A 22566-nucleotide genomic window follows, 5' to 3' on the forward strand; every position below is an offset into this window, starting at 1 on the left:
ATTTTTCACCGATATGTCAGGTATATGGTTGAAAATTGAATATAAAAATACTTCGGGCTTGTGACGGTTAGACCGACAGCCATTTATAGTTCTCTGTATTGAGGTTTAGCCGAAGTGGTGATTGATACGGAAGGATAAATAGTCAAGAACAGACCGTTTATCCTCCGTATTTTAATGCGCTTGTAATTGTCTAAATGGTCAATGGCTAACTGTTTTAGTCATTGACCATGACTTATAACATAAGCGTATTACTTGTTGCCTTTTAACGTTTTAGTGATAAATGCAACAGTCAATGGTAGTGCACAAATGATGAACACACAGTAGCTGATGATACAGTATTGAGCCATGTTCAAGCCAAATAGTGACCAATCATCTTCACCACAAATACCACTTGGTGCGAATTCAAACGGTAGCCATTCGTGTAGAGGCAGGTTCAACGGGAATGTAGGTTCTAGAGAACAAGCATTCGCACCTTGGCCTGATTGGAACAAATCAAGTCCAGATTCTGCAGCGTGTGACGCAACATGTTGGCCTGACAATACAATAGCTTTGTCCATACCGTAAATAATGCCGTACCAAGCAAGTACTAAACCTAGCACTTTGATGATTATATTTTTAGGCGCTATAACCATCATGATGCCAGCAATTAAAATACAGAACTGGCTAAAACGGATGTAAACACAGTTTTCACATGGGTCCATTGCAAGGAACCACTGGAAGTAACCCATTGCTGAACCAAGTAAGAATACACAAGCACATGCCATAACAGCCCAGACTGCGCGTCCTTCTTGTGTTGCTTCAAGTGTTGCTAGTGGGCTGGCTTTAAGATCTGCAAGCCACTGTTTAAATTGATTAATCATGACTTATCCTAAAGATTGTTTTTGATTGTTTCATCAAGGTTAGCAAGAGAAGTAATAGTGCTGGTATCAATCATCTTGTTACCACCAACTACGATAGCTGGAATACCTTTTTGCTTAGCTACTGTTAACGCGATAGTACGGTCGTAAGCTAGTTTTTCTTGTGCTTCTGAAGAAGCTAGTGCAGCTTTGTAATCAGCAGCTGAAATACCAGCAGCTTTAAGACCAATTGCCGCTAGGTCACCTTTAACAGCGGTAGAACCTTTAACGTTTTTAAGTTTTTGATCATGTACTGCAGCGTACATAGCCAATTTAGCTTTTTTGTATTTCTTGTGGCTGATAGTTTCAGCTGCAGCTAATACTTCACAAGCTTCAACACCTAGCTCACCTTTGTTTTCTAAACAAATAGCTTGGAAAGTTGTACCAGCTGGTAGGTTTTTGATTAGGTTTGGTGTTACTGCTTGCTCGTACTTGTAGCAGAATGGGCAGTATACTGAGTAAACTTTTTGCACTGTGTTATCAAGTGCTGGAGTGTCAATTTTAATAACTTCAGCTGCAGATACAGTGAATGTCATGAATAAAGCGGTAGCTAATGTAGTTATAGTTGTTTTCATGGAGCCCTCAATATGATTTACAGGATTTGATTCAATGGCGACTATCTTATTTTCAGATGCGAATCTTGTCTGTGACGTTCATGCAACTATACAAGTAAATTTTGTACACAATAATGTGACAAAAATCACACTACCTACGCCTCTACCTCCTTACTGAAAACCTTACAAAGGCAATTATAATGCTTATAAAACAGTACTTTGCAATAAATCAAAAGAGTGTTTACGATTAAATTTAAAACAAAATGATATTTAATCATTACCCTGCAATTATCGATTAATGAAGGCGAATTTATGCTTGATGATTAAATTTTTGGCGTTTGTTGAATTATATTTTCTATTTCCAATGGCTCATCGTTATTTTTTAAACCACTTTATTTACACATCATTATTTATATTGGTCACAATCAAGTGAGTTAATAAGGCTGCGGGTACGACAACCATATTTTAAATACGCGCGCTACTGCAGTATAAAAATATATTTTATACCGCACTGCTTACTTATCGCTTCATCGCGTTAATAATTAAATAATGATACAAGCTTATAAACTTAATGCGGTAATACAACTTTAGCTTCGTCCACGGCATTACGGCAGCTAGACGCGTTATTTGAGCGATAGTTTTTACAGCCCCAAAAAGCCCCTCGCGCACTTTGCCTTAAAACCATATCACCACCACAAACATTGCATATTGGGGTGGTATGGCCGCAGTCATCATTTATACACACCTTAAAACCGTTAAACCGTTGGCGGGTCATGGGGCTTCCACAGCAATGACAGCCCTGCTCTTTATGCGTGCACAATGGAAAATGAGAACATGAATAAAACGATTTAAATGAACCCGCTCTGGGTGTTAGCGTGCCAGTGGTACATTGCGCGCAGCTGATCTGTTCAAATAGCTGTTGCACCAGTGATGTACCAAATTCGTGTTGCTCGATGCTGTACTCTTGCTGCAGTAGCTCGGTAACAAAAGGGCTGGCATAGGTCATGTCGGCCACAATATAAGCCCGATGCTTGGCGCGGGTTAAGGCAACATAAAACAGGCGTCGCTCTTCGGCGTATTTAAAGCTTTCGCTTTGCGGTAAAAAGGCCTCTAGCAATGGCGGGGTAATTTTCATTGAGGGAAAGCCAAACTGCCCCGTTTGCAGGCCAGTTATTACCACGTAATCGGCTTCTTTACCTTTGGAGGCATGAAAAGACTGACACTCAATACTTAAGCTAGGGTACTTAAGGTTTAACTGCCTTAACGCATTATGGTCGGGTAAATTAAACCAAAAGCGACTGAGCAAATATACCGTTGGCTTACAAGCGCTACGCTTAAATGGGCTATCGAGCTCTTGTTCAACCCGCGCATTAATGGCATTAAGCGCCTGCTCAATGGCATTTGCACTGGGCTCTGCTGCCGTGGCAGCTTGATTATCGCCGCGCTGAATCAGCGATACCGCCGGTTGGGTAACGGTGACACTCGGCTGTATGTCTTTAATCAATTGCAGAGGGTTTTGCGTTACAAATCGCGTTGCCACATCGCTAATGCTGCTATTAAACCTAAAGGTACGGTCTAAAAAGCTGGTAGCCGTAGCACCGAAGTAGTCGCTAAATTGCGTGGTTAGGCTAACGTCTGCACCACTAAAACGGTATATAGCTTGCCAGTCGTCGCCCACACAAAATAACGACGCTTTCGCGCTGGCTACTGATGACGTCGCCCCCGTTAATGCGCGAACTAATCGCGCCCTTGGCTCTGAAATATCTTGAAATTCATCAACCATAATGTAGCGCCAAGGACTAACAAACCGCCCCGTTTGAATGTAATCGAGTGCTGTGGCGATCATGTCTTCGAAATCAATCTCGTTATTGGCACTAAGCCTTTGCTGATAAGAGGTTAACATCGGCTTTAGTAATGTATAGGCGCAGCGTATTTGCTGCGGATTAGCAGCGCGGTTAAATACGGCTTCTAACCTTTTATCGTCTAGGCAGGCGGCTTTATATAAGCCTATAAGCTGGCTTAGTATTTTAGCAAACTCCGTTACGCGACCCAGCTCATGCAAGGCGTTGAGAAGCGCGTCATCAGGCAGAGGTGACAAGCGCACACCAAAAGAGGTTAATGTGTGTTCAAGTGCACTTAGTAACTGCCCTTGCTTATGCTGATAATAAAACAGCTCGATACAGGCGGTGTCATGCTGTTGGTGCTGCTGGCGCTTCCATGCCATTGACTCGGCATAAGCCTGTTTGTCAATAAATGGGGCGGTATTGCCAGCCTCATCAATGCCGTAGTACTCAATATAAAGGTCATATTCTGGCAGGTAGAAGTCGGGTTGATACTGGCGGTAGTCAACGCTGCGCACATCATGTGCATATTTGGCTTCGTATAGGTATTCAATACCATTACAAAATAACCAGTTAGCAATATAAAGTTCACCAAAGCTCTTAACCCGCTCGCCTTTTAGGGAGCGGATATCATTAGCGGTTAAGTATTCAAAGTACTCGCCTTGGGACGCAAATTCGAAGGGGCTTCTTTCGACATAGTAAAAGCGACTGAAATACTCAAACAATTGTTTTCTGTAAGCCGCGTTTTTAATCAAACACTCGAGCGTGTCTTGTACCCATTTAGTTTTGCCAGCTTCGTCATCGACCCAGGCAGATAAACTCGGCGGCGCCCCTTCTACTTGGGTAATAATTTTTAACCCTAAGCTATGAAACGTGCTCGCCTTAATGTTGTCGCTACCGAGCTTGTCTTTGATCCGCTGCTGCATTTCATCGGCCGCTTTACGCCCATAAGCCAACAGTAAAATATCAGCAGGTTTGGCTTGTTTGCTGGCAACTAAATAGCCTGCACGCCCAACCATAACACTGGTTTTACCGGTTCCGGCTCCTGCTAATAACAAGTTGTTGTCGTCATCAATAACGCATGCTCGGCGCTGCTTGTCTGTTAACGGGTTAGTTTCAACATGCTCAAAAAAATCAGCGTGGGCACTTAATTGTGCCTGAATATAGGTTTCACGCAGTTGCGCTATTGCTGCGGTGTCCCAACGATAAAAACGCTGCAATTGACTTAAGGCACCTTGCAACTTGGCTGACAACGCAGCCGACTCGCACCACGGAAACCAACGCTTATATTCACGTTTAACCCTTTGCTGAATTTGTTCCCGTATCGACTCACGTAAATAGCGATTTTCAATAGCGTGTTCGATCCGTACGATTAAGCCGCACAACGACTGCTCATGTGCCTGAGCCCAAAGCCTATGCACCTGATGCAGGAAGGTCGATTTAGCAAAATAACCAAGATAAGGGATTTGATAAGACTTAGCGCCTACCTGAAAACACAATAATGAACCTAAAAAACTGGGCAAAAATACCGGCGGCGATGATAACTGTAACCAACTCACTTGGGTTGTTGTAGCCGACTGTGTCGGCTTGCGGTACCGGGCAGAGCAGTGGCCCTCAGGCTCAGTAAACTCGATACCACTTGAGGTGAGCTTAACACCACTAGGTTGGCTTAAATACAGTTGACCAAACCAACTATGGCCAATAACTATTTCGATATTTTTTAAAGACAAATGCAAACCTACAACTAAATGGTTTAAAAGTAAAAATGACAATAATGGAGGCGCTACTATATCGCAGTTTAAGGCAACGAAAGCTATCTTTTAACGCTGATATTTAAACTGGTCTAAAAGCTGGGGAGTCCAAGGCCAAGGCCAACGGATCGCGCAGGCTCGTAAGGCATTAGGATTTACTCAGACACAAGTTGCCGAGCAACTGGGGATTACACCAGACGCTCGCACACTATGAAGTTGGGAAGTCCACATGATCTGAATTAAAAATCAGCCTGGTCAGCGCCGACTCTATGGCAAAACTTTATATACATTAGACACATTACGCCGATATAGCCTTTGCGCCCTACAAAAAGCAGTGGCACCTTTCGGTGCCACTGCTGTATTATGCTCACTTACTTTTACTTGGTTTTCTTGATTTAGTCTTCGGTGTGACAAGTAACACATGCATATGGATCTGGGTATACGGGGTCGGTTGACCAACTACTATTGGTACGTACTTTCATATCGTCTTGATAAGTCCCCCAGTAACCCTGCCATGAAACTCCCTCTTTAGCCGGGTAGATCCCAAGGTTCATGATTGGCGCTATTTCTTGCAACTCAGCTTCTAAAGCCGACACCGCATCGGTGTCTGTCGTGTCGACATCAATAACTCGGTAAGTACGGTTAGGTATTTCAACAGAATTCCCCCCTTCATACATTTTTGTCACGTAAGCTGAAGCGGTACCGTGATTAGGTGGAACATTGTCTTCTGAGTGGCACCAATAGCAGGCTGCACTCTCACCATGCCCTTTAGGTGCTCCGTTTCCTCCGTGACATGTCGCACACTGATAAGGTGCAACCACCAGTTGTGATAGGTCATCCGTTGGATAACTATTAATATCTTCATCATAAATAGAGATGGGTTTTGGGTTGACTCCCAAGGTCGTGCTCACATCACCACCAACATGAATACCACTTAAAGAATGACAGGTACCACAATCGGCGATGCCCCATCCAAAATGATTTTCATCGAGCGTGGCTTTGGCATTTTTGATGTCTGGAATTGGCCATTTTTCATCACCAACAATGCGTTTAGACTCAGCTTCAGGGTACAGATCGTACATAGTGAAGTTGCCTATCCACACAAAGTCACCGGGATAATTCATCACCCAAACATCACTGAAAATATGACTTTCTTGGTCTGCATACCAATCGGTAATGTCAGTAGTTTCAGGGTCACAAACTTCTCTTTTCATCGCGATCCCTTCAGCATCAATAATGCCATCGGGGTGATCTAGGCTGGTATCACTTGGGTCAAAAGGATTCGACTGCCCCACATGATCACAGTAAGTCGGCATTGTTGATGCCGATGAATTGGGCGCTAAACCTGAACCCAATTCGACTTGCTGGCTGACCAAGTATTTAGCTGAAAAGTCTTCTTTGGCCCAACTGACACCAGTACTTTGTACATAGCCGTGAAAACCGGCAGATCGGGAGCCGTTAATCTCGTTAATTACAAAGTGTTGCACTGAAACCTCAGAGGCTAACGTGCCCCAGAATGTAAAGCCGACATCGATAAGGCCTTGTTCACGCATACTGAGCAACACGTCAGCCATGGTAATGGCTTGGTCTTTTTTGAAAATATCGGGACGTAAGTTATGACTACGAGCTTCTACATTGTGGAACACCAACTCTTCACCGCCCATCACACCGATGGTTTCAATGGCGGTGACGGCAACCATAGGGACCACAATGACTTCAGTGTCAGCATCGTAATATGAAGGTTTACTTGCCCTTTTTAGGTCGGCTTGATATTGCTGAACCGACTCACGTCTGGAGGTCATCATCGGGCTGTATGAGCGGAAGTGGAGCCCAGAATTAGGTTGAACTAAAACTTGTTCTAACCTCAAATATAGGGCTTCGCCGGACTCGTTATAATAGAGTTCACGTTTAAAATTCCCAAAATCAATCAAGTAGGTGGCATACCAGTTAGGGTCAGCTTTGACATCACCTTCATCGTCAAAGTCACCGTCGTTATTTTGGTCGTGCCAAACGGTGTACTGGTATGTTGCAAGCTCCTCATTCCATTGATACTCAACGTTAAAATCAGTTCTAGTTTGCGAAAGATATAGCAGAACATCAGCAAACGATATTTGATTATCATTAAAGATGTCACTTTGAATATACAACCCATCGTTGTTCTCATAAGATGCCGCTTTGGCAGCCCGCAGTTGACTTGGGTCAATCGCTATACCATTTGCAGGCGTTTTTCGATTGAACTGATTCACCATATCTTCACGCTCAAGGTTACCGTTGAGATAAGCATAAATGGTGGTGTCCAGTTCAAATTTAATATCGGGTCCCCACACATTTTCAAAAACGCCGGTGCCCGTCGCGGCCAAGGGGTCAGTGACGGGCACTGTCTCTTCAGGCGTGACCGGCGGCACTGGTGTCGATGCGTCATTATTATCGTCACTCCCGCAGCCATATATAAAGAGCGAGCAAAGTAAAAGCCCTGTTATTTGATTAATGTTCATCAATATTCCTTATTTTTTATTGTTTACCTCTTAAAGCTCTGAACAATGATGAACTGAAATTTACAAAGTAATGCTTCGATAAACCCTATTCATTTTGGCATTAATAGACTTATCGCTTCACGGACTTCACAAAGTTCATAAGTTTTATAAAATAGTCACTTTCAATGCTCAACTCTCTTATAGAATGCTGGCTAGCATATTTAAAAGGTAGCGCCCAAAAGGAGCGAATGTGAGCATTGAAGGAGGCATTAATAATGTGCAAAACCGGAACGACCATTTTGAAAGAACATTGAAATCTTTGGCCAGAGATGTCGGTGCTGAAGATGCGATGTTCCTCATGGATTTCTCATGTCCTGACAATTGGCTCGGAAAGACTTGGGTTAGATCACTTAAAGGAAGGGGCTCAATACTCTACTCGTCTTCAAAAGTAGGTTCTGTATTAAGTGATTGCAGACGTTTATTAAAGTCACCAGATGTTGATCTTTTAAAAACAGTAAGCAAACCGCTACACAACTGGACGACGACGGCAAATAATCGATTTATAAAACTAAGAACCGGTTTGCTACTAGAAAGTGGTTACAAAAATGTGGTTTCAATATCACTACCTTTGCTCTCGAATGATGATATATCAGGGCGTTTTGTTTTCTTTTTCGATAAGTATTGTGAACAGTCAGAGCTCGATATCAATCAAAGTATAAATAATATGCTCGATGAAATAATGGTTTATCAACAAGCTGCCAGTGCTTTAAAGGTACTCCCTAGCCCTTTAGAAGATTATGGGTTAATCAAAAAATCGACAGTGTCAATCATCAAACTTCTTTCTGAAGGCTATTCAAGAAAAGAGATCTCTGAGCTCCATTACATGTCTTCAAGGGGGATTGATTACCATATCGATAAAGCGAAGTTTCTATTAGGTGCCAATAATGCCTATAACTTAGTCCATAAGGCACATCGATTATTACTTTTTTAAACGTCATAAAATAAAGGCACTGCGAGTGAGTCGCACTCATTAACAACACTGATTAATCACAAGCTGCATTTACATGAACCCAATCTGTCGCTAAACACGTAATAAAATTAAACCTCTTTGCCAGAGTGCGCGGTTATCAAGCGACAAATTCAAGGCGATAAAAGCGACGCGAGCCCCGCTATCAAAGGTTTGTGATTGTTCGAGTCATGGGTTTAGTCACATTTGTGGCTCGGTAACCAACGCTTATATTCACGTTTAACCCTTTGCTGAATTTGTTCCCGTATCGACTCACGTAAATAGCGATTTTCAATAGCGTGTTCGATCCGTACGATTAAGCCGCACAACGACTGCTCATGTGCCTGAGCCCAAAGCCTATGCACCTGATGCAGGAAGGTCGATTTAGCAAAATAACCAAGATAAGGGATTTGATAAGACTTAGCGCCTACCTGAAAACACAATAATGAACCTAAAAAACTGGGCAAAAATACCGGCGGCGATGATAACTGTAACCAACTCACTAGGGTTGTTGTAGCCGACTGTGTCGACTTGCGGTATCGGGCAGAGCAGTGGCCCTCAGGCTCAGTAAACTCGATACCATTTGAGGTGAGCTTAACACCACTAGGTTGGCTTAAATACAGTTGACCAAACCAACTATGGCCAATAACTATTTCGATATTTTTTGAAGACAAATGCAAACCTACAACTAAATGGTTTAAAAGTAAAAATCACAATAATGGAGGCGCTACTATATCGCAGTTTAAGGCAACGAAAGCTATCTTTTAACGCTGATGTTTAAACTGGTCTAAAAGCTGGGGAGTGAAAACGATTGAGCACCCAAACTATTACATAGACTCAAAGCGGTATTTTCGGCAGCGGTCACAAACATGATCAAGCTGCGGCGATAACATGTGCTTAGGACTTATAGTTAAATTGCAGAGGGTTATGCTGATATGATCCGAAATGAGATTATAAATTATTCAAGGACGTCTTTAGAAAACATAGCGACAATTAGCGGTGCTACGACTCCATTAGCTAAAGACATGAATGCATCAATAAGGTTGGTCATTAATCAATTAATTGATAAACAGAGTATTATTGCATCTGTTAATGATGATGCCATCTCTCATACATTAGAAGGCAGTAGTAACCTACGACTCCTCTCTAAAACAACAAACACTTTAACCGACAACATATTTGCTCAACATTGCTTGCCAATAAAAAGCATTGCCGTTGCGGATTTAATCCCGCGTTTTTTTGGCAAAAACAGTCATACATTTAGCGCCACTAACGAGTCTATAACTACGGACACAATAGAAGCCGTAATGACTAACAGTGTGATGCCCTCATTAGCTTGGGCGTCTGCTAACCAGTCGACAAACAACGAGATAACTCTGTGAATTTTGCCCCTATTATTTATGGCGCTACGCTGGTGTGCATAACGGCTATTGGCCCAACTATGTTTATTTTGCCGAGCCTGATCCCAAAGTCAGAATACGGTTTATCCATACTGGTGATGCTGCCAGTGTTTTGCGTGATGCTATTTACTGCGTTGTTAGTTGCGAATATCACTGCAACGCTGCCGCAGGGTTCTCATTTTAATACCATGATTAAGCACTATTTAGGTGAAAGCTACCATAAAGTAGTACGCTTTCTAGTGCTGGGGATTATTCTCAGTTTGGTTTATTCCAACATTTGCGGCTTAAAAATGTTTTTTGATATCACTAGTCATCTGCATATTGGCGGGGTGATTGCCGTGATTTTAGCGGTGATGATATTACTAATAATAAGAGGGTTTGTGTCGTATGTGCATGGCTTTTTATGCATATTATTTGCAGGCTCACTAATAGGTTGCATCTTGCTGTTTCATTTTATGGCAGAGTCTACCCCCACGGTCGCAACCAGTGTTAGCTTAGATCAATACCAGTGGATATATTTGATCCCCGCGGTGCAAGCAAGCTTCAGTTTTCATTTATTAATTCCGGGCATTGTGAATGCCTGCCAACAAAGAAAGCGAGATTACCAAACCGCGTTAATTCTCGGTATGGGAACAACATTTATTGTGTATGCATTATGGATTCACTTTGCCTGGAAATATGATTACGGTATTGAGCAGCTGATGAGTTCTGGCATGGGTGCAAATGAAGCGCCGTTACTGTCAAATGCTACGCAAATACTATTTTTATTGTCTTTAGTTTCGTCATCTTTAGGGCTGGGTATAGCGGTGATGGATTACGCCAAAGAGCTCAGCAGGTCGGCACATAAATATGTTACGCCGTGGTCGGTTTTTGCCATGATATTAACTCTTCCACTGGCACTATTTACTTTTGCGCCGAATGGCTTTCAAGCTGGGGTGTTTTTTTCAGTATTCGGCTCAACGTTTTTAGCCATTATTTTACCCTCCTCCATTGCGCTAAAGCGGGTTAACGGCGTGAACCAAATTAGCTCGTCGATAACCAAGCAATGTATGTCATCTGTTGTGCTCGCATATGGCCTATTTTCGTTGTGCGTAAATGCACTACGGCTGACCTAGCGCAACTGACTATGACCCTTAGCTTGCTAGGCAGGCCGTGCGCCTAGCAAGCCTCCAAATAACACAAAAAGCGCGGCGTAAATCAGAACGGCTTGGCTTTTCCCTTACTTAATTTAGCTAACCGATAGCGTTTTTTAATCACGTTCTCTAGCACCCAGTACACTCCCGATAACGACAGTAGCAAGGTCATTAGCGCAAACAGCCAGCTGAAAGGGTTATTAAAACTACCTTGGTGTAAATAATCCATAAAGTGCAGCTTAAACATTAAATCGGCCAGTTCAGTGTCGGTATTTTTATGCCCAACTAGCTGACCATTAATCGCGTTAATATAAATACGCGTGTTGAGCTCGTCATCCATATTAATTTGCCACACTGGATTACACTCTTTTGGCCATTCATCAATCGGCGCGCTTCGCTTTTTAATGTCAATAATTGCTCCTGGCCCCATATAACTTGCACTAGCCAAGTTTGAGGCTAGTGCAGCATCAATTATTACCGGCTCGCCACTATAACCATGAATCAATACTTGCTGCTGGCAATCACGTTGGTAGCGCGTAACCTGTTGGGTCAGCACGTATACTGGGGTGCCGTTTAGCGCAGTTAACGCCAGTTGTTGCTGTGGCGGATATGGTGCTAACACTTGCTGTACGGTGAGCAACTGCTCGCTGTTAAAGTTAAAGTCTTCATGGGGGGCGTGATGGCTATGGTTGTATTCCATCCCTTTTAACTGGGCATGCGGGGTGATGTTAAAATAAATACCGGTGCCTAACCAAATCAGTAATTGCAGGCCAACCAAGGCACCAACCCAGTAGTGCCACAGCTTAATCCAACGCGCTAATCGCAATTTTGTCGCGCGTAAGGTGTTAGCTTTAAGGTGTGTTGTTGGAGTTTTATCAGCGTTATTCGTCGTTATCGAGCGCATTCAACATACCTCTTGCGGCGCTGCCACACTAAAATAAAACCTGAAAATACAGCAACTAAAGACCCAGCAGCCGAATAAAACAATAGTGAGTTGTCAATCGACGCACCGTCGTCGTAATCCATGATGTGCCACTTCCAAAATAGATCAAACCAGCGCCAATATTCATGTCGATAGGTCACCACGTCGCCACTTTGGGCTGACACATATAAAGTGGAGCCGCTAATATCATCAAACTCAACCCGCCACACAGGTAAATGCCGCGCTGCCAGCTCAGCCGGAGCAGTGGTTTCGATTAGCGTGACAGATGAGAGTTTAGCACTGGGCGAAATAGCTGTTTCGTGCTGATATTGCTGCGCAATTTGCCGAGCTTGTTCATGGGTTAATAACGGTAAAACCTCACCACTTTGGCCGTCAATTCGTAGCTTTTTATCTGCGAGTGTCACTTGGTATATGGCTTGATTAAGCTGACTGACAAGGCTGATGCTTCGTGCCGACGGGTAAGCTTGGTACACCTTTGCTATTGGGTGTTGCAACTGGTTGGTGTTTATCTGTTGCACTTTAGCGGTAACGTGGTCACTGCGAATAAAGCCGATGTCAAACAGCACAAAGTAGCTGCCAGATACCGTCCAAATGACGATTGGAATTGCAAAAATAAGCATTAACCAACGATGTAAAAACGATGCCGACAACACGCGCTTTATGGTGCTAGCTGGGGTCAAAATAAGAGGTTACCTTTTGTTATTGGGTTTACTTTACTATGAGCTAGCAGGTTAGCTGGTATTTATGTCAATAAGCAATGGCTTAAATAAATATCCAAATTGCTTTTACCGCGCCATAAAGGCTAGCTAGCAATGCGATTATCATCGCGCTTAAACCCAAATTAAAGTTGAGTGCGACTCCCAAAGCACTACCTCAAAGGGAGTCGCTGCGTGTCAAACTACATTAGCCACTTTACGCCAACGTAATAACGACGACCCATTAAGTCGTATGTCATGGTGTTGGTATTGCCGTCGGTAAAGCTTTGATGGTAAGGCGCTTCTTGGTCGAATACGTTATCAACACCTACGGTTAATGCTAGGTTTGTTTCAAAGTCATAACGGAGCTGCAAGTTATGATAAAACACGGCATCGACGGCGTCGCCAATGTCACCGGCATTAGCATATTGGTCGTCGGCTTCACCAATGTATTCAACATTGTAGCTAAAGCGCCAGCGATCACTGATGAGGTCAAAATACGCATTTGAACGCCATTTGGTGTAGCTGCCGTCATAACCAATGGTGCCGGCTCTTGCTTCAACTGGTGCGCCTTCATAAGTTTGAATGTCGTATTGGTCTAAGTAGCTAACCTCCCATGTGGTTTGGGTGCTGAAACCGCTAATATCACGCTGGTAAAACATTGCCAAATCTACGCCCGACACTTCCTCTTTTGCGGCGTTACCTAATTGCGTTTGTAGGTAAGTGATCTCGCCCGTTTGCGGATCGCGAGTAAAATGTTCATCACTGCAAAATGGGTGGCTCATATTGGCACTGTCGTAACATGCGGCCAGTTTACTGGAACCATTAACCGAGTTAATCGCGTTTTTAAGCTTAATTTGATAGTAATCAAGGGTGATATTTAGCCCTGGTATAAGGCTGGGGTTAATTACCACTCCAGCGGTAAAGGTATCAGCCTCTTCCGGCTCTAGATCTGCATTGCCGCCTCGGTCAGTTAACGTTGTGCCCTCTTGCGTGTAATCAACCGGCACACCTGCTGCTTGGCAGTTAGCATAACGGTTAGAGCTTGGGTCTAGCTGGGTCCAGCCACTGCACGGATCGCTAGTGTTCATGTAACCTTGGTCTACACCACCAAACAGCTCTGGAATACTGGGCACTCTAAAAGCGGTTGATTGAGTTGCCCGCAGGGTTACGGCATCATTAACCACCCATTGCAGCCCCAGCTTGTAGTTGGTATCGCCGCCAAAAGTGTCAAAGTAGGAGTAACGCATAGCAGCAGTTAATTCGACCGATTGCGCTAATGGCTTGTCGCTGAGCAATGGCACTAGTGTTTCGACAAAGATTTCGTCGGCGGTATAACTGCCATCAATGGCATCTTGTTGCGTGGTATTTGCCTCGCCACTAATGGTTAATGGATCGGGGTCACTCCAGCCGCTTTCTTTACGGTGCTCAATGCCGGTAGCAAAACTCATGGTGCCAGCAGGCAATTGCCATAAGTCACCGGTAAGGTTCACTGTGACACTAAACTGCTCGTTGCCACCTGTGTCGCGCATATCAAATAGAAAGTAATCAAGCATTTCAGGTGTGAGTGAATCTTCTCCCCAAAAATCAGCGCAAGGGATATTAGGATCAACCGAACAATTGTCGTAGTCGGTGGCTTCTGCAAGGCGCGTATTGTTGATCACGTTAGTGACTTCATATGAACCACGGTTACTGCCGTAGTTAATGGCGGCGTCCCACTGCCAACTGTTATCGAGCTCGCCTTTTAATCCAGTAACAAGACGCCAGGTATCAGACTGTACATTAAACTCTCTTGGAGCTTCAGCCAGTCGGCGACTTTCTAACAAAAAGTCATTATCTGTTGGGTTAGACTCATGCCAGCTAGGAATGACGATGTTTGATACGGTTTGCGGCGTGGCTGGTAATGTTGATTCACGATGCGTGTACATGGCCTCAGCAAACACTTGCGTACTGGCGTTGAGATCGTATTCACCATAAGCAAAAACATTAAATCGCTCATTGGGTTGTACAGCATTAAAATATTGGTAGTAGTTGTCTTTTTCGTTCGACGCGTACGGTGAGCTTCCATCAGGCTCAAGTTTCACTGCATCGCCTATGGCCTCGCCATTGTCGTCAAGATAGTAACCACGACCACCAGGTAAGGCGGAGCTGCCACCACAAACTAATTCGCCATTTTGCTCCTCAAGTGGGCAAGCGGCGCGGCTAAGCATATCGACCGCTTCTGTTTTGTCGTAACTGATTGCCACATAAGCACTACCACGATCTAGCACTTTACCTAGTGCGATATCAAACTGATATTGCTCACCGTCACCTTGTTCGGTAATGCCGGTGCGGGCTTGCACTTCGACTCCATCAACTTGCTGGCGTGTAATAATGTTAACCACACCGGCTACCGCGTCTGCGCCATATATTGCTGAGGCGCCGTCTTTAAGTACTTCAATGCGTTCAATGACACTAACGGGAATGGTGTTTAAGTCCACCGATGAATTAGCACCAGTGCCACTGTTTAGCATGCGGCGACCATTTAGCAGTACCAATGTACGGTTAACCCCTAAACCACGTAGGTTAACTTGTGTTGAGCCATAACCGCCATCAGTCCAATAAGCATTGGTTTGGTTCCCCGCAAAACCGGCAGATGCTGACATTCTTTGCAGCAATACATCAACTGACATAGCCCCTGTTTTAGCAATGTCTTCAGCGGTAAAAATGGTCATTGGTGCCGTAGAGCCCACTTCAGACCGTTGGATGCGACTGCCGGTCACGGTCATTCTTTCAATTGGGGCAGGGTCAAGCGTTTGGACGTCAGTGGCAGATAAAGCGGAAATAGGGTCAGAGGCCAATACACTAGCAGCGGGAATTAAACCCAAGGCCATCGCAATCGAAGTTGTTATCACACAGCGATACATAAAAAATGCCTATAAAGAATGTAGCTAAAATATGAGGCGATTTATAAAGGACTGGGCGCTTAACTCAATAAAAAATAATGTAAGTGCGACACTGTGTCACACCCTTTAGTGACGGGGCTTACAGTTCATTTTTTTATGTTAAGTAGAACGGATTTAACAACTGTTTAGTTAAGCGTCAACATGGTGCAATAACCGCCAATACAAGGCACAAAAAAAGCCCACTTATGGGCTTTATTTGTCATCACTTGCCTCAAAAAAGAGGCCGCTTTACCTTAAAGGTTCGGCTTGTAATCAAACGAGCTTGATGCTGCATTATCAACAAAGCTATCAACAGGCTTTTTACGGTTAAGCATGCCGTTAACCATGTTGCTTGGAAAACTTTCAATGCGGGTGTTGAAGATAGATACATTTTGGTTGAACACACGAAGCGCCGCACCAACTTGCTCTTCTTGATTCACAATCTCGTCCATGTTTTTGCTAAACGATTCTGAAGCCTTAAGCTCAGGGTAACTCTCAGATACAAAGCGCAAGCTATTCATTAGTTCAGTCGACATATTGCCAACATCAGCACAACGGCTAGGCTCAATGTCGTTGCCATTTAACTGTTCAACACTGTTTCTAAGTGCTGCGATTTTTGTAAACACTTCCGACTCGAAAAGTTTATGCTCTTTCAGCACTTTTTCTAGCTCAGGCAATATGCGCATACGCTGTCTTTCTATTACGGTTACATCATCCCATGATTGCTGTACTGACTTATGATCAGAAACAATGCTGTTATACATACTGATGACAGAACCAATAACCGATAATATAACGACTGCAATAATAATTTGTTCAAACATAGTTAATCCTTATTTATAAATTTTGTTGTATGCGGCATTACTGAACGTAATAAACTTATCTAACGAGGTTTTTTCATACAGCTCATTTTTGAAGCTATCAAAAGTAATATAACCCTCAAGAGGAGGCAGTAAATCGATATTATTTTGCGACACTAGAACATGTTTTTTATCATCAACTTCTACTGTTAAGTTTTCATACGATTTAGCAAGGTCTTCAATATTTAACATCATTTTTGGAGTTAAAAAATCAGCAACTGCAATTTGGTTTATACCTTCACTGTAAAACTCTTTTTCAAACGAAATTAATGATGGTTTGAACGTTTTATAGTCTGCCGATTTTACAACACTCTGGGATTTGGCAATTCTTACGCTAGCATGGCGATTATCATCACCAAAAATAACACCATAGCGCCACCACGTTTTGTATTCGTAATAAACTCTACGGTCTTTACCGCGTCCTTCTGTACGCTTATAGCGATTGGTATGGCTTGAGCGAAATAACACCGATTTTTTTTGACTGGCTAATTCTTCATTTGGCTCAATCGCATACGCATAAACTTTGTCTGAGTAATTGCCACGGCCAAAGTCATGAAATGCATCTTTAGACAGGGGGTTCACCTTGGTGCCATGACGTACCAGCAGCATCTTGGCATACATATTTTTAGTATGTAGCTTAATATATTCAACCAGCTTATCTTTCTTTTCAGCTTTAAGTTTTTTGGCGGCCTTGAAAACAAAAAAGAGAAATACAAAAACACCAATAGAGTAAGTAGAAAAATCCTGAGTATATCTATACGAGTGTCGCATGACCTCGTAAATGACGTATGCGGCCAACATATATGTCATTACAACAAACATCAGCACACCATTTAGTATATTGACAGAACGGCTACAAAAGAAACTATATGAACGTTTATCAACGCTCTCTTGGTAGTCGTCAATAATAGCATTGAGCTCATCAACTGTTGTTGATGCTTCAATCTTATTCGTTATCTCATCCAAATAATCAATACTTTTATGGTAGTGGTCATCTTTCAACCACTTGTATATTTTGTTATCTTTTAAATTCATACACAACCAACCTAACAACAAAGCAAATAAAAACAAATTTTTATACAACGAGCCATTATATTGGTAATGATTTTTATTAAAAAGTTTACATTTATCAATTAAAAGACGCGAAAATAAAACTAGTATTTTCACTAGGTACGGTACTGTTAATTTTTTGAGTAAGCACCATTAAACTTTACCCAATTGTTAATTAATGCATTAAAAACATATTAAACAACACTTTTATTTTACTTTGCATAAGATTTTAAACTATTGAATAAATTGATTACGATAAAAGCTGATTAACTAATTGAGTCAACAATATACAAATTTATTTGGTCAAATATACTGCTTATATACGTTGTGATTTTATTTTAAGCGTTGAAGCGTTAACGCGTCTTAATGATAAACCGTGTTACTTAACATTTGTGTTGGTGAGTTAGTCGCAAATGAATTTCGTATGACCCATATTTCAGTCAGTTTGAATTATCCGCTTTAACGTCGACCATGCGCCGTTAATGAATGCACAACTTGGCGGGGATGTTATGCCACGCTGGCGGAGTTTGAAGCAGCACATTCATATAAAAAATACCGCGCTATTTCCACAAGCACTTGCACTAACAGCTTAGGCACCTAAACGACTGGAGCTAACTTAGCCAAAAGTTAGCTCATTTAATGCAGCTAAAGCATGAATGTCGTTGATCTCGATAGTGGGCAAATGGCAGGCGGAAGTTGCTGGCAACGTAACACCAAACCCGGGGTTTAACCACACAGCTTGGCAACCTGCACGTCGAGCACCGTCTACATCGCTGGTCGCACTATCACCCACATGAAGGATATTCTCTAAAGGCAGCCCAAGCTGCTGCGAGGCTTGCACAAACATGTCTTTTGCCGGCTTTTGCTTAGCAGCTAAACCTGGATGCAACACAAACTCCAACACATCGCCTAGGCCAATGCGCTGATGGTCAACATTGCCGTTAGTAATGCCAATGAGCCGATAATGCTGCTTTAATGATTGCAGTAATTCAATCACAGCTGGCGATACCGTAAACTGGCTGCGGTGCAAAATAAATTCATCGAGAACCGCCTTGGCTCCGCTTTGAGCTTGGGTTGCGGTATAACCTAACGCCATTAACCCTTGCTCTAGCATAACGGATCGCGCCAAGCTGGTATCATGCTTTAGTGCTGGTGACCGCGTTAATAGTGCTCGCTTAAACTGGTGCCAATGATTTAACTGCCACTGCTTAGATTTAGGATAGTGCTGATGTAAAAACTGCTGAGTGGCAGCTTCAGCGTGGCGAATAATCGGCCGATTGTCATACAAGGTGTCGTCTAAATCAAAGCTAATGGCACGAATTAACTGTGGCCTTATATATATTTTCATTTTTTAGCGCCCCTTTTTTTGGCCCTTGGATGCGCCCCGTCATATACCTTGGCTAAGTGTTGAAAATCAAGACTGGTATAGACTTGTGTTGTTGATAGGTTTTCGTGACCTAGTAGCTCCTGCACTGCACGTAAGTCGGCACTCGACTCTAGCATATGAGTTGCAAATGAGTGACGCAGCTTATGTGGGTGCACCTTAACTGCCAGCGCTTGCTCTTGGCCCCACTTTGTTAACCTTGCTTGAATGCTGCGATGCGCTAATCGATTGCCTTTTGCGGTGACAAACAATGCTTCATCTGCGCACGCGATATCGTGCCGGATCTCAAGCCACTGCGTAATCGCCTTTAATGCCAATTGCCCAATAGGTACGATGCGCTCTTTGTTACCTTTACCCAACACCTTAACTTGCGCTGCGTTAAATTGAATGTCGCAAACATTAAGCCCTGCTAGTTCTGCCAATCGTAAACCGGAAGAATAAAACAGCTCCATGATGGCTTTATCTCGATAACTGAGGGGATCGTTGGCATCGATTTCGAGCAGATGCGTAACTGAATCGACGTCCATATTTTTAGGCAGCGGTTTGGCTTGTTTAGGCGAGCTCAGGTTTAAGGCGGGGTTCTGCGCAATATGGCCTTCTTTTAACAGGAATACAAAAAATTGCTTAATTGACGACAAGGTGAGCGATAAAGACCGTGGGCTAAGCCCTTGACGGTGCAACTTAGCCAGCATGGCTTGCAGCGATTCATGCTGCAAATTCAACCAATTGTCACTCTCTGTAAAAAGCGCTTCAACCCGCTTTAACTCAAACAGGTAGTTTCTGACGGTGTAAGCAGAAACTTGTCGTTCAGTGGTTAAATACCGCTGAAAATGACTCAACCAAGGTGACGTTGCCGATTGGGGATCTGCCATAATATTTCAGATTACATTTTTGACAATTGGTGGTCGAGCAACTGCTTAAGCTGAGACAGGAGCAAATAATCCATTTCAGGGTGAAAATGCATGGAGTCTGAGCTCGCAATCGCAAATATCACCTGACCACATTCTTTAGATAGACGCGACAAGGCCACTGAGCCGACTTCTGAACCAAATAACCGTTTCGATTCTTCGTTAGTTAATCGGCCAAAGTAATAACCCGACTCGAGACGCTTGCGCCAAATTTGTGATAATTCACTGTCGATATCATGCACCGTGATCAAGCGTACATGGCTGAAACCAAACTGCTCTTTAAGCCGAGTTGATAGCACTTGCCGCAACTCTCCCATATCTTCACATTTAAGCATATCCATCGACAATGCATTGTTAAACATAAAGATTTTTTCATTGCGTGACGCCATTGATAATAGCGAGGTGATCTCTTCTTCTAACTGCGCAACACGCTGACGCAATGTTTCTTGTTGACGCTCAACTAATGACACGGCCCCACGTTCTGCATGTGGGATCCGCATCGACAGAAGCAATTCAGGGTAACGCGTAAAAAAGTCTGGGTTATCAAGCAAGAACTCTCGAATTAAAATTTCGTCGAAAGGCGGCAGCGTCATGGTGTTATCTGTCATTGAGCTATTTGTCCATCGTAAACGTGTTCTGCAGGCCCCGTCATCCACAACGGTTTGCCTTCTCCGTCCCAGTTAATCATCAATGTGCCGCCGGGAAGGTCAACACGCACATTTCGGTCGAGTTTACCTTGTAAAATACCCACAACTACGGCGGCACAAGCCCCCGTACCACAGGCTAATGTTTCAGCTGCGCCGCGCTCATAAACCCGCAGTTTAATGTAACCCGAATTAACCACTTGCATAAATCCAACGTTCACCCCTTTTGGAAAACGCTCGTGCTTAGTGATTTCAGACCCAATGGTATTGACGTCGGTATTGTCTACATCATCAACGTCAATCACACAGTGTGGGTTACCCATCGACACAGCGCCGCAAAGGTATGTCCCAGATGCAGCCATTAATAGATAGGTTTTTTCAATTTTCTTGGCTGTAAACGGAATTTTTGCCGGCTCAAGTACCGGCACGCCCATATTGACTGTGACTTTACCGTCTCGTTCAAGTCTGAGGGTAATTTTACCCGACGAAGTACTAACACGGATTTTATGCTTCAGTGTTAAGCCTTTATTGCGTACAAATCGTGCGAAACAGCGTGCGCCATTACCACACTGTTCAACTTCACTGCCGTCGGCATTAAAGATCCGATAATGAAAGTCGAGATCGGGATCGTAAGGTGGCTCAACCAATAGCAATTGATCAAAGCCAACGCCAAAATTTCGGTTAGCGAGTCGTTTTATTTGTTCGGGCGAAAAGAACACATTTTGAGTGATCCCATCAACAACCATGAAGTCATTGCCTAAACCGTGCATCTTCGTGAATTGTATCAAGATGGACTTCCTTAAAGGTAACCGTAGCGGACTGTTTGTTGCCCACTACATTGTATTGATTGAGTTTACGGGAGTAACTGCTCACCTTGCCATAATTGGGCAAGTTTTTCTCTTTCTCGGATCACGTATGCATTACTGCCATCAACCATTATCTCTGCTGCGCGAGGGCGGCTATTGTAGTTTGATGCCATCGTAAAGCCATATGCACCAGACGATCTAATTGCTAAATAATCACCGGCTTGCACATTTAATTGCCGATCTTTACCTAAAAAGTCACCGGTTTCACAAATCGGCCCGACTACGTCATAACTTTGCGTGTAGCCACCTCGCTCAACCACAGGAATAATTTTTTGCCATGCACTGTATAAAGATGGGCGAATTAAATCGTTCATTGCGCCATCGACTAAAGCAAAACGCTTGTCGCTGTTTTCTTTAAGATACAGTACTTGGGTGACAAATATGCCAGCATTGGCGGCGATCGCCCGGCCCGGTTCAAAGATCAATTTAAGCTTCCGTCCGCCTAAACGTTCCAATAATGCTGCAGCATAAACATCAGGTTGTGGAGGCAATTCATCATCATAGGTCACGCCCAAACCACCGCCAACGTCAAAGTGTTGGATTTCAATACCAAGCTCAGCCAAACGATCGATAAGCGCTAACATCCGATCCATTGCATCTAAAAAAGGAGTGATCTCAGTCAACTGGGAACCGATATGACAATCAACCCCTTTAATTGCCAACCCTGGCAACTCATTAGCCCGCAAGAAGATCGATTCAGCGTCTTCCATAGCAATACCAAACTTGTTTTCTTTCAGCCCGGTAGAGATGTAAGGGTGCGTACCGGCATCTACATCAGGGTTAATCCGTAATGAAACCGCAGCCACTTTACCCATGCGCAGTGCAACAATGTTTAGCTGCTCAAGTTCAGCTGCAGATTCAACGTTAAAACAGTAGATGCCAAGTTCTAATGCCATCTCCATTTCTGCTACCGTTTTACCCACGCCAGAAAACACCACTTTAGCGGGATCACCACCGGCTTCGATCACTCTTGCAAGCTCACCACCCGATACAATATCAAACCCGCTGCCTAAACGTGCCAGTACATTTAATACTGCAATGTTGCTGTTGGCTTTAACTGCATAACAAATAAGATGCGGATGATCCGCAACCGCATTGTTAAATGCATGCCAATGGCGTTCCAGCGTTGCACGTGAGTAAATATAAAGAGGCGTGCCATGCTGCTCGGCCAACTTAGCCACTGGGCACTGCTCAGCGAAAAGCGATTCTGCTTGATATATGAAATGATCCAACGTCT

At 43.5% G+C, this 22566-nt stretch carries 19 protein-coding genes and 1 pseudogene; 5 read left to right on the forward strand and 15 right to left on the reverse strand.

Going from position 1 to position 22566, the window contains the following annotated elements; translation table 11 throughout:
* Positions 1–248: 248 nt before the first annotated feature.
* The 3 genes from RGE70_RS16300 to RGE70_RS16310 form a co-directional block, all read right to left on the reverse strand.
* Positions 249–860 carry a disulfide bond formation protein B gene (locus RGE70_RS16300; protein ID WP_310472492.1) on the reverse strand — a complete coding sequence of 204 codons (612 nt, stop codon included), beginning with the start codon at positions 858–860 and terminating at the stop codon, positions 249–251.
* A gap of 8 nt (positions 861–868) precedes the next feature.
* Complete coding sequence (locus tag RGE70_RS16305; protein WP_310472493.1) at positions 869–1471, reverse strand: thioredoxin domain-containing protein; 603 nt, start codon at positions 1469–1471, stop codon at positions 869–871.
* 547 nt (positions 1472–2018) lie between these two features.
* Entirely contained in the window at positions 2019–5021 is a 3003-nt protein-coding gene (locus RGE70_RS16310; RefSeq protein ID WP_310472494.1) for a UvrD-helicase domain-containing protein, read from the reverse strand.
* 148 nt (positions 5022–5169) lie between these two features.
* On the opposite strand from RGE70_RS16310, the gene RGE70_RS16315 reads away from it, so the two are divergent.
* Positions 5170–5256, forward strand: a complete 87-nt coding sequence (locus RGE70_RS16315; RefSeq protein ID WP_375087956.1) for a helix-turn-helix domain-containing protein — start codon at positions 5170–5172, stop codon at positions 5254–5256.
* Between the two features lie 181 nt (positions 5257–5437).
* Here RGE70_RS16315 and RGE70_RS16320 read toward each other — a convergent pair whose 3' ends face one another.
* Complete coding sequence (locus RGE70_RS16320; protein ID WP_310472495.1) at positions 5438–7537, reverse strand: hypothetical protein; 2100 nt, start codon at positions 7535–7537, stop codon at positions 5438–5440.
* Positions 7538–7766: 229 nt separating this feature from the next.
* Here RGE70_RS16320 and RGE70_RS16325 point away from each other — a divergent pair, with 229 nt between their 5' ends.
* A complete protein-coding gene (locus tag RGE70_RS16325) occupies positions 7767–8507 on the forward strand; it encodes a helix-turn-helix transcriptional regulator (RefSeq protein ID WP_310472496.1) in 741 nt (246 codons plus the stop codon).
* A gap of 212 nt (positions 8508–8719) precedes the next feature.
* Here the strand turns inward: RGE70_RS16325 and RGE70_RS16330 are convergent, their stop codons facing one another.
* Positions 8720–9196 (reverse strand): hypothetical protein, encoded by a 477-nt coding sequence (locus RGE70_RS16330; RefSeq protein ID WP_310472497.1) that lies wholly within the window; start codon positions 9194–9196, stop codon positions 8720–8722.
* Between the two features lie 261 nt (positions 9197–9457).
* Between RGE70_RS16330 and RGE70_RS16335 the strand changes: the two genes are divergently transcribed.
* Both RGE70_RS16335 and RGE70_RS16340 read left to right on the forward strand, forming a co-directional pair.
* Positions 9458–9904, forward strand: coding sequence for a hypothetical protein (locus RGE70_RS16335; protein WP_310472498.1), 447 nt, complete (start codon positions 9458–9460; stop codon positions 9902–9904).
* Positions 9901–11037, forward strand: coding sequence for an aromatic amino acid transport family protein (locus RGE70_RS16340; RefSeq protein ID WP_310472499.1), 1137 nt, complete (start codon positions 9901–9903; stop codon positions 11035–11037). The genes RGE70_RS16335 and RGE70_RS16340 overlap by 4 nt, the downstream gene beginning before the upstream one ends.
* A gap of 82 nt (positions 11038–11119) precedes the next feature.
* Here RGE70_RS16340 and RGE70_RS16345 read toward each other — a convergent pair whose 3' ends face one another.
* From RGE70_RS16345 to RGE70_RS16365, 5 genes are all read right to left on the reverse strand, one after another.
* Entirely contained in the window at positions 11120–11959 is an 840-nt protein-coding gene (locus RGE70_RS16345; RefSeq protein WP_310472500.1) for a PepSY domain-containing protein, read from the reverse strand.
* Positions 11947–12678 carry a PepSY-associated transmembrane domain-containing protein gene (locus RGE70_RS16350; RefSeq protein ID WP_310472501.1) on the reverse strand — a complete coding sequence of 244 codons (732 nt, stop codon included), beginning with the start codon at positions 12676–12678 and terminating at the stop codon, positions 11947–11949. Before RGE70_RS16350 ends, RGE70_RS16345 begins: the two co-directional genes overlap by 13 nt.
* Before the next feature lie 218 nt (positions 12679–12896).
* The gene (locus RGE70_RS16355) at positions 12897–15587 is read right to left on the reverse strand and encodes a TonB-dependent receptor (RefSeq protein WP_310472502.1); all 2691 of its coding nucleotides are present in this window, start codon (positions 15585–15587) and stop codon (positions 12897–12899) included.
* Positions 15588–15871: 284 nt separating this feature from the next.
* Complete coding sequence (locus RGE70_RS16360) at positions 15872–16441, reverse strand: LemA family protein (RefSeq protein WP_310472503.1); 570 nt, start codon at positions 16439–16441, stop codon at positions 15872–15874.
* A 9-nt stretch (positions 16442–16450) separates the two neighbouring features.
* Complete coding sequence (locus RGE70_RS16365; RefSeq protein ID WP_310472504.1) at positions 16451–17512, reverse strand: hypothetical protein; 1062 nt, start codon at positions 17510–17512, stop codon at positions 16451–16453.
* Between the two features lie 502 nt (positions 17513–18014).
* Between RGE70_RS16365 and RGE70_RS16370 the strand changes: the two are divergent.
* A pseudogene (locus RGE70_RS16370) lies at positions 18015–18120 on the forward strand (iron-sulfur cluster repair di-iron protein); the annotation flags it as partial.
* Between the two features lie 23 nt (positions 18121–18143).
* On the opposite strand, the gene RGE70_RS16375 reads toward RGE70_RS16370, so the two are convergent.
* The 5 genes from RGE70_RS16375 to lysA form a co-directional block, all read right to left on the reverse strand.
* Positions 18144–18875 carry an HAD-IA family hydrolase gene (locus RGE70_RS16375; protein ID WP_310472505.1) on the reverse strand — a complete coding sequence of 244 codons (732 nt, stop codon included), beginning with the start codon at positions 18873–18875 and terminating at the stop codon, positions 18144–18146.
* Positions 18872–19783 (reverse strand): tyrosine recombinase XerC, encoded by a 912-nt coding sequence (gene xerC, locus RGE70_RS16380; RefSeq protein WP_310472506.1) that lies wholly within the window; start codon positions 19781–19783, stop codon positions 18872–18874. Before xerC ends, RGE70_RS16375 begins: the two co-directional genes overlap by 4 nt.
* 11 nt (positions 19784–19794) lie before the next feature.
* Positions 19795–20427, reverse strand: a complete 633-nt coding sequence (locus RGE70_RS16385) for a DUF484 family protein (RefSeq protein WP_310472508.1) — start codon at positions 20425–20427, stop codon at positions 19795–19797.
* On the reverse strand, positions 20424–21251 hold the full coding sequence (gene dapF, locus RGE70_RS16390; RefSeq protein WP_310472509.1) for a diaminopimelate epimerase: 828 nt from the start codon (positions 21249–21251) through the stop codon (positions 20424–20426). Before dapF ends, RGE70_RS16385 begins: the two co-directional genes overlap by 4 nt.
* 65 nt (positions 21252–21316) lie before the next feature.
* Entirely contained in the window at positions 21317–22561 is a 1245-nt protein-coding gene (lysA, locus tag RGE70_RS16395) for a diaminopimelate decarboxylase (RefSeq protein WP_310472510.1), read from the reverse strand.
* Between the last annotated feature and the right edge of the window lie 5 nt (positions 22562–22566).

Origin of the sequence: Shewanella youngdeokensis (genome assembly GCF_033180165.1) — a bacterium.
Taxonomy (GTDB): Bacteria; Pseudomonadota; Gammaproteobacteria; order Enterobacterales; family Shewanellaceae; genus Shewanella; species Shewanella youngdeokensis.

Excerpts from the sequence above, each read along its gene's own strand:
- RGE70_RS16300 (WP_310472492.1), bottom strand. The coding sequence starts at position 860 with ATGATTAATCAATTTAAACAGTGGCTTGCAGATCTTAAAGCCAGCCCA.
- RGE70_RS16305 (WP_310472493.1), bottom strand. The coding sequence starts at position 1,471 with ATGAAAACAACTATAACTACATTAGCTACCGCTTTATTCATGACATTC.
- RGE70_RS16320 (WP_310472495.1), bottom strand. The coding sequence starts at position 7,537 with ATGAACATTAATCAAATAACAGGGCTTTTACTTTGCTCGCTCTTTATA.
- RGE70_RS16335 (WP_310472498.1), top strand. The coding sequence starts at position 9,458 with ATGATCCGAAATGAGATTATAAATTATTCAAGGACGTCTTTAGAAAAC.
- RGE70_RS16345 (WP_310472500.1), bottom strand. The coding sequence starts at position 11,959 with ATGCGCTCGATAACGACGAATAACGCTGATAAAACTCCAACAACACAC.
- RGE70_RS16360 (WP_310472503.1), bottom strand. The coding sequence starts at position 16,441 with ATGTTTGAACAAATTATTATTGCAGTCGTTATATTATCGGTTATTGGT.
- RGE70_RS16365 (WP_310472504.1), bottom strand. The coding sequence starts at position 17,512 with ATGAATTTAAAAGATAACAAAATATACAAGTGGTTGAAAGATGACCAC.
- RGE70_RS16375 (WP_310472505.1), bottom strand. The coding sequence starts at position 18,875 with ATGAAAATATATATAAGGCCACAGTTAATTCGTGCCATTAGCTTTGAT.
- xerC (WP_310472506.1), bottom strand. The coding sequence starts at position 19,783 with ATGGCAGATCCCCAATCGGCAACGTCACCTTGGTTGAGTCATTTTCAG.
- RGE70_RS16385 (WP_310472508.1), bottom strand. The coding sequence starts at position 20,427 with ATGACAGATAACACCATGACGCTGCCGCCTTTCGACGAAATTTTAATT.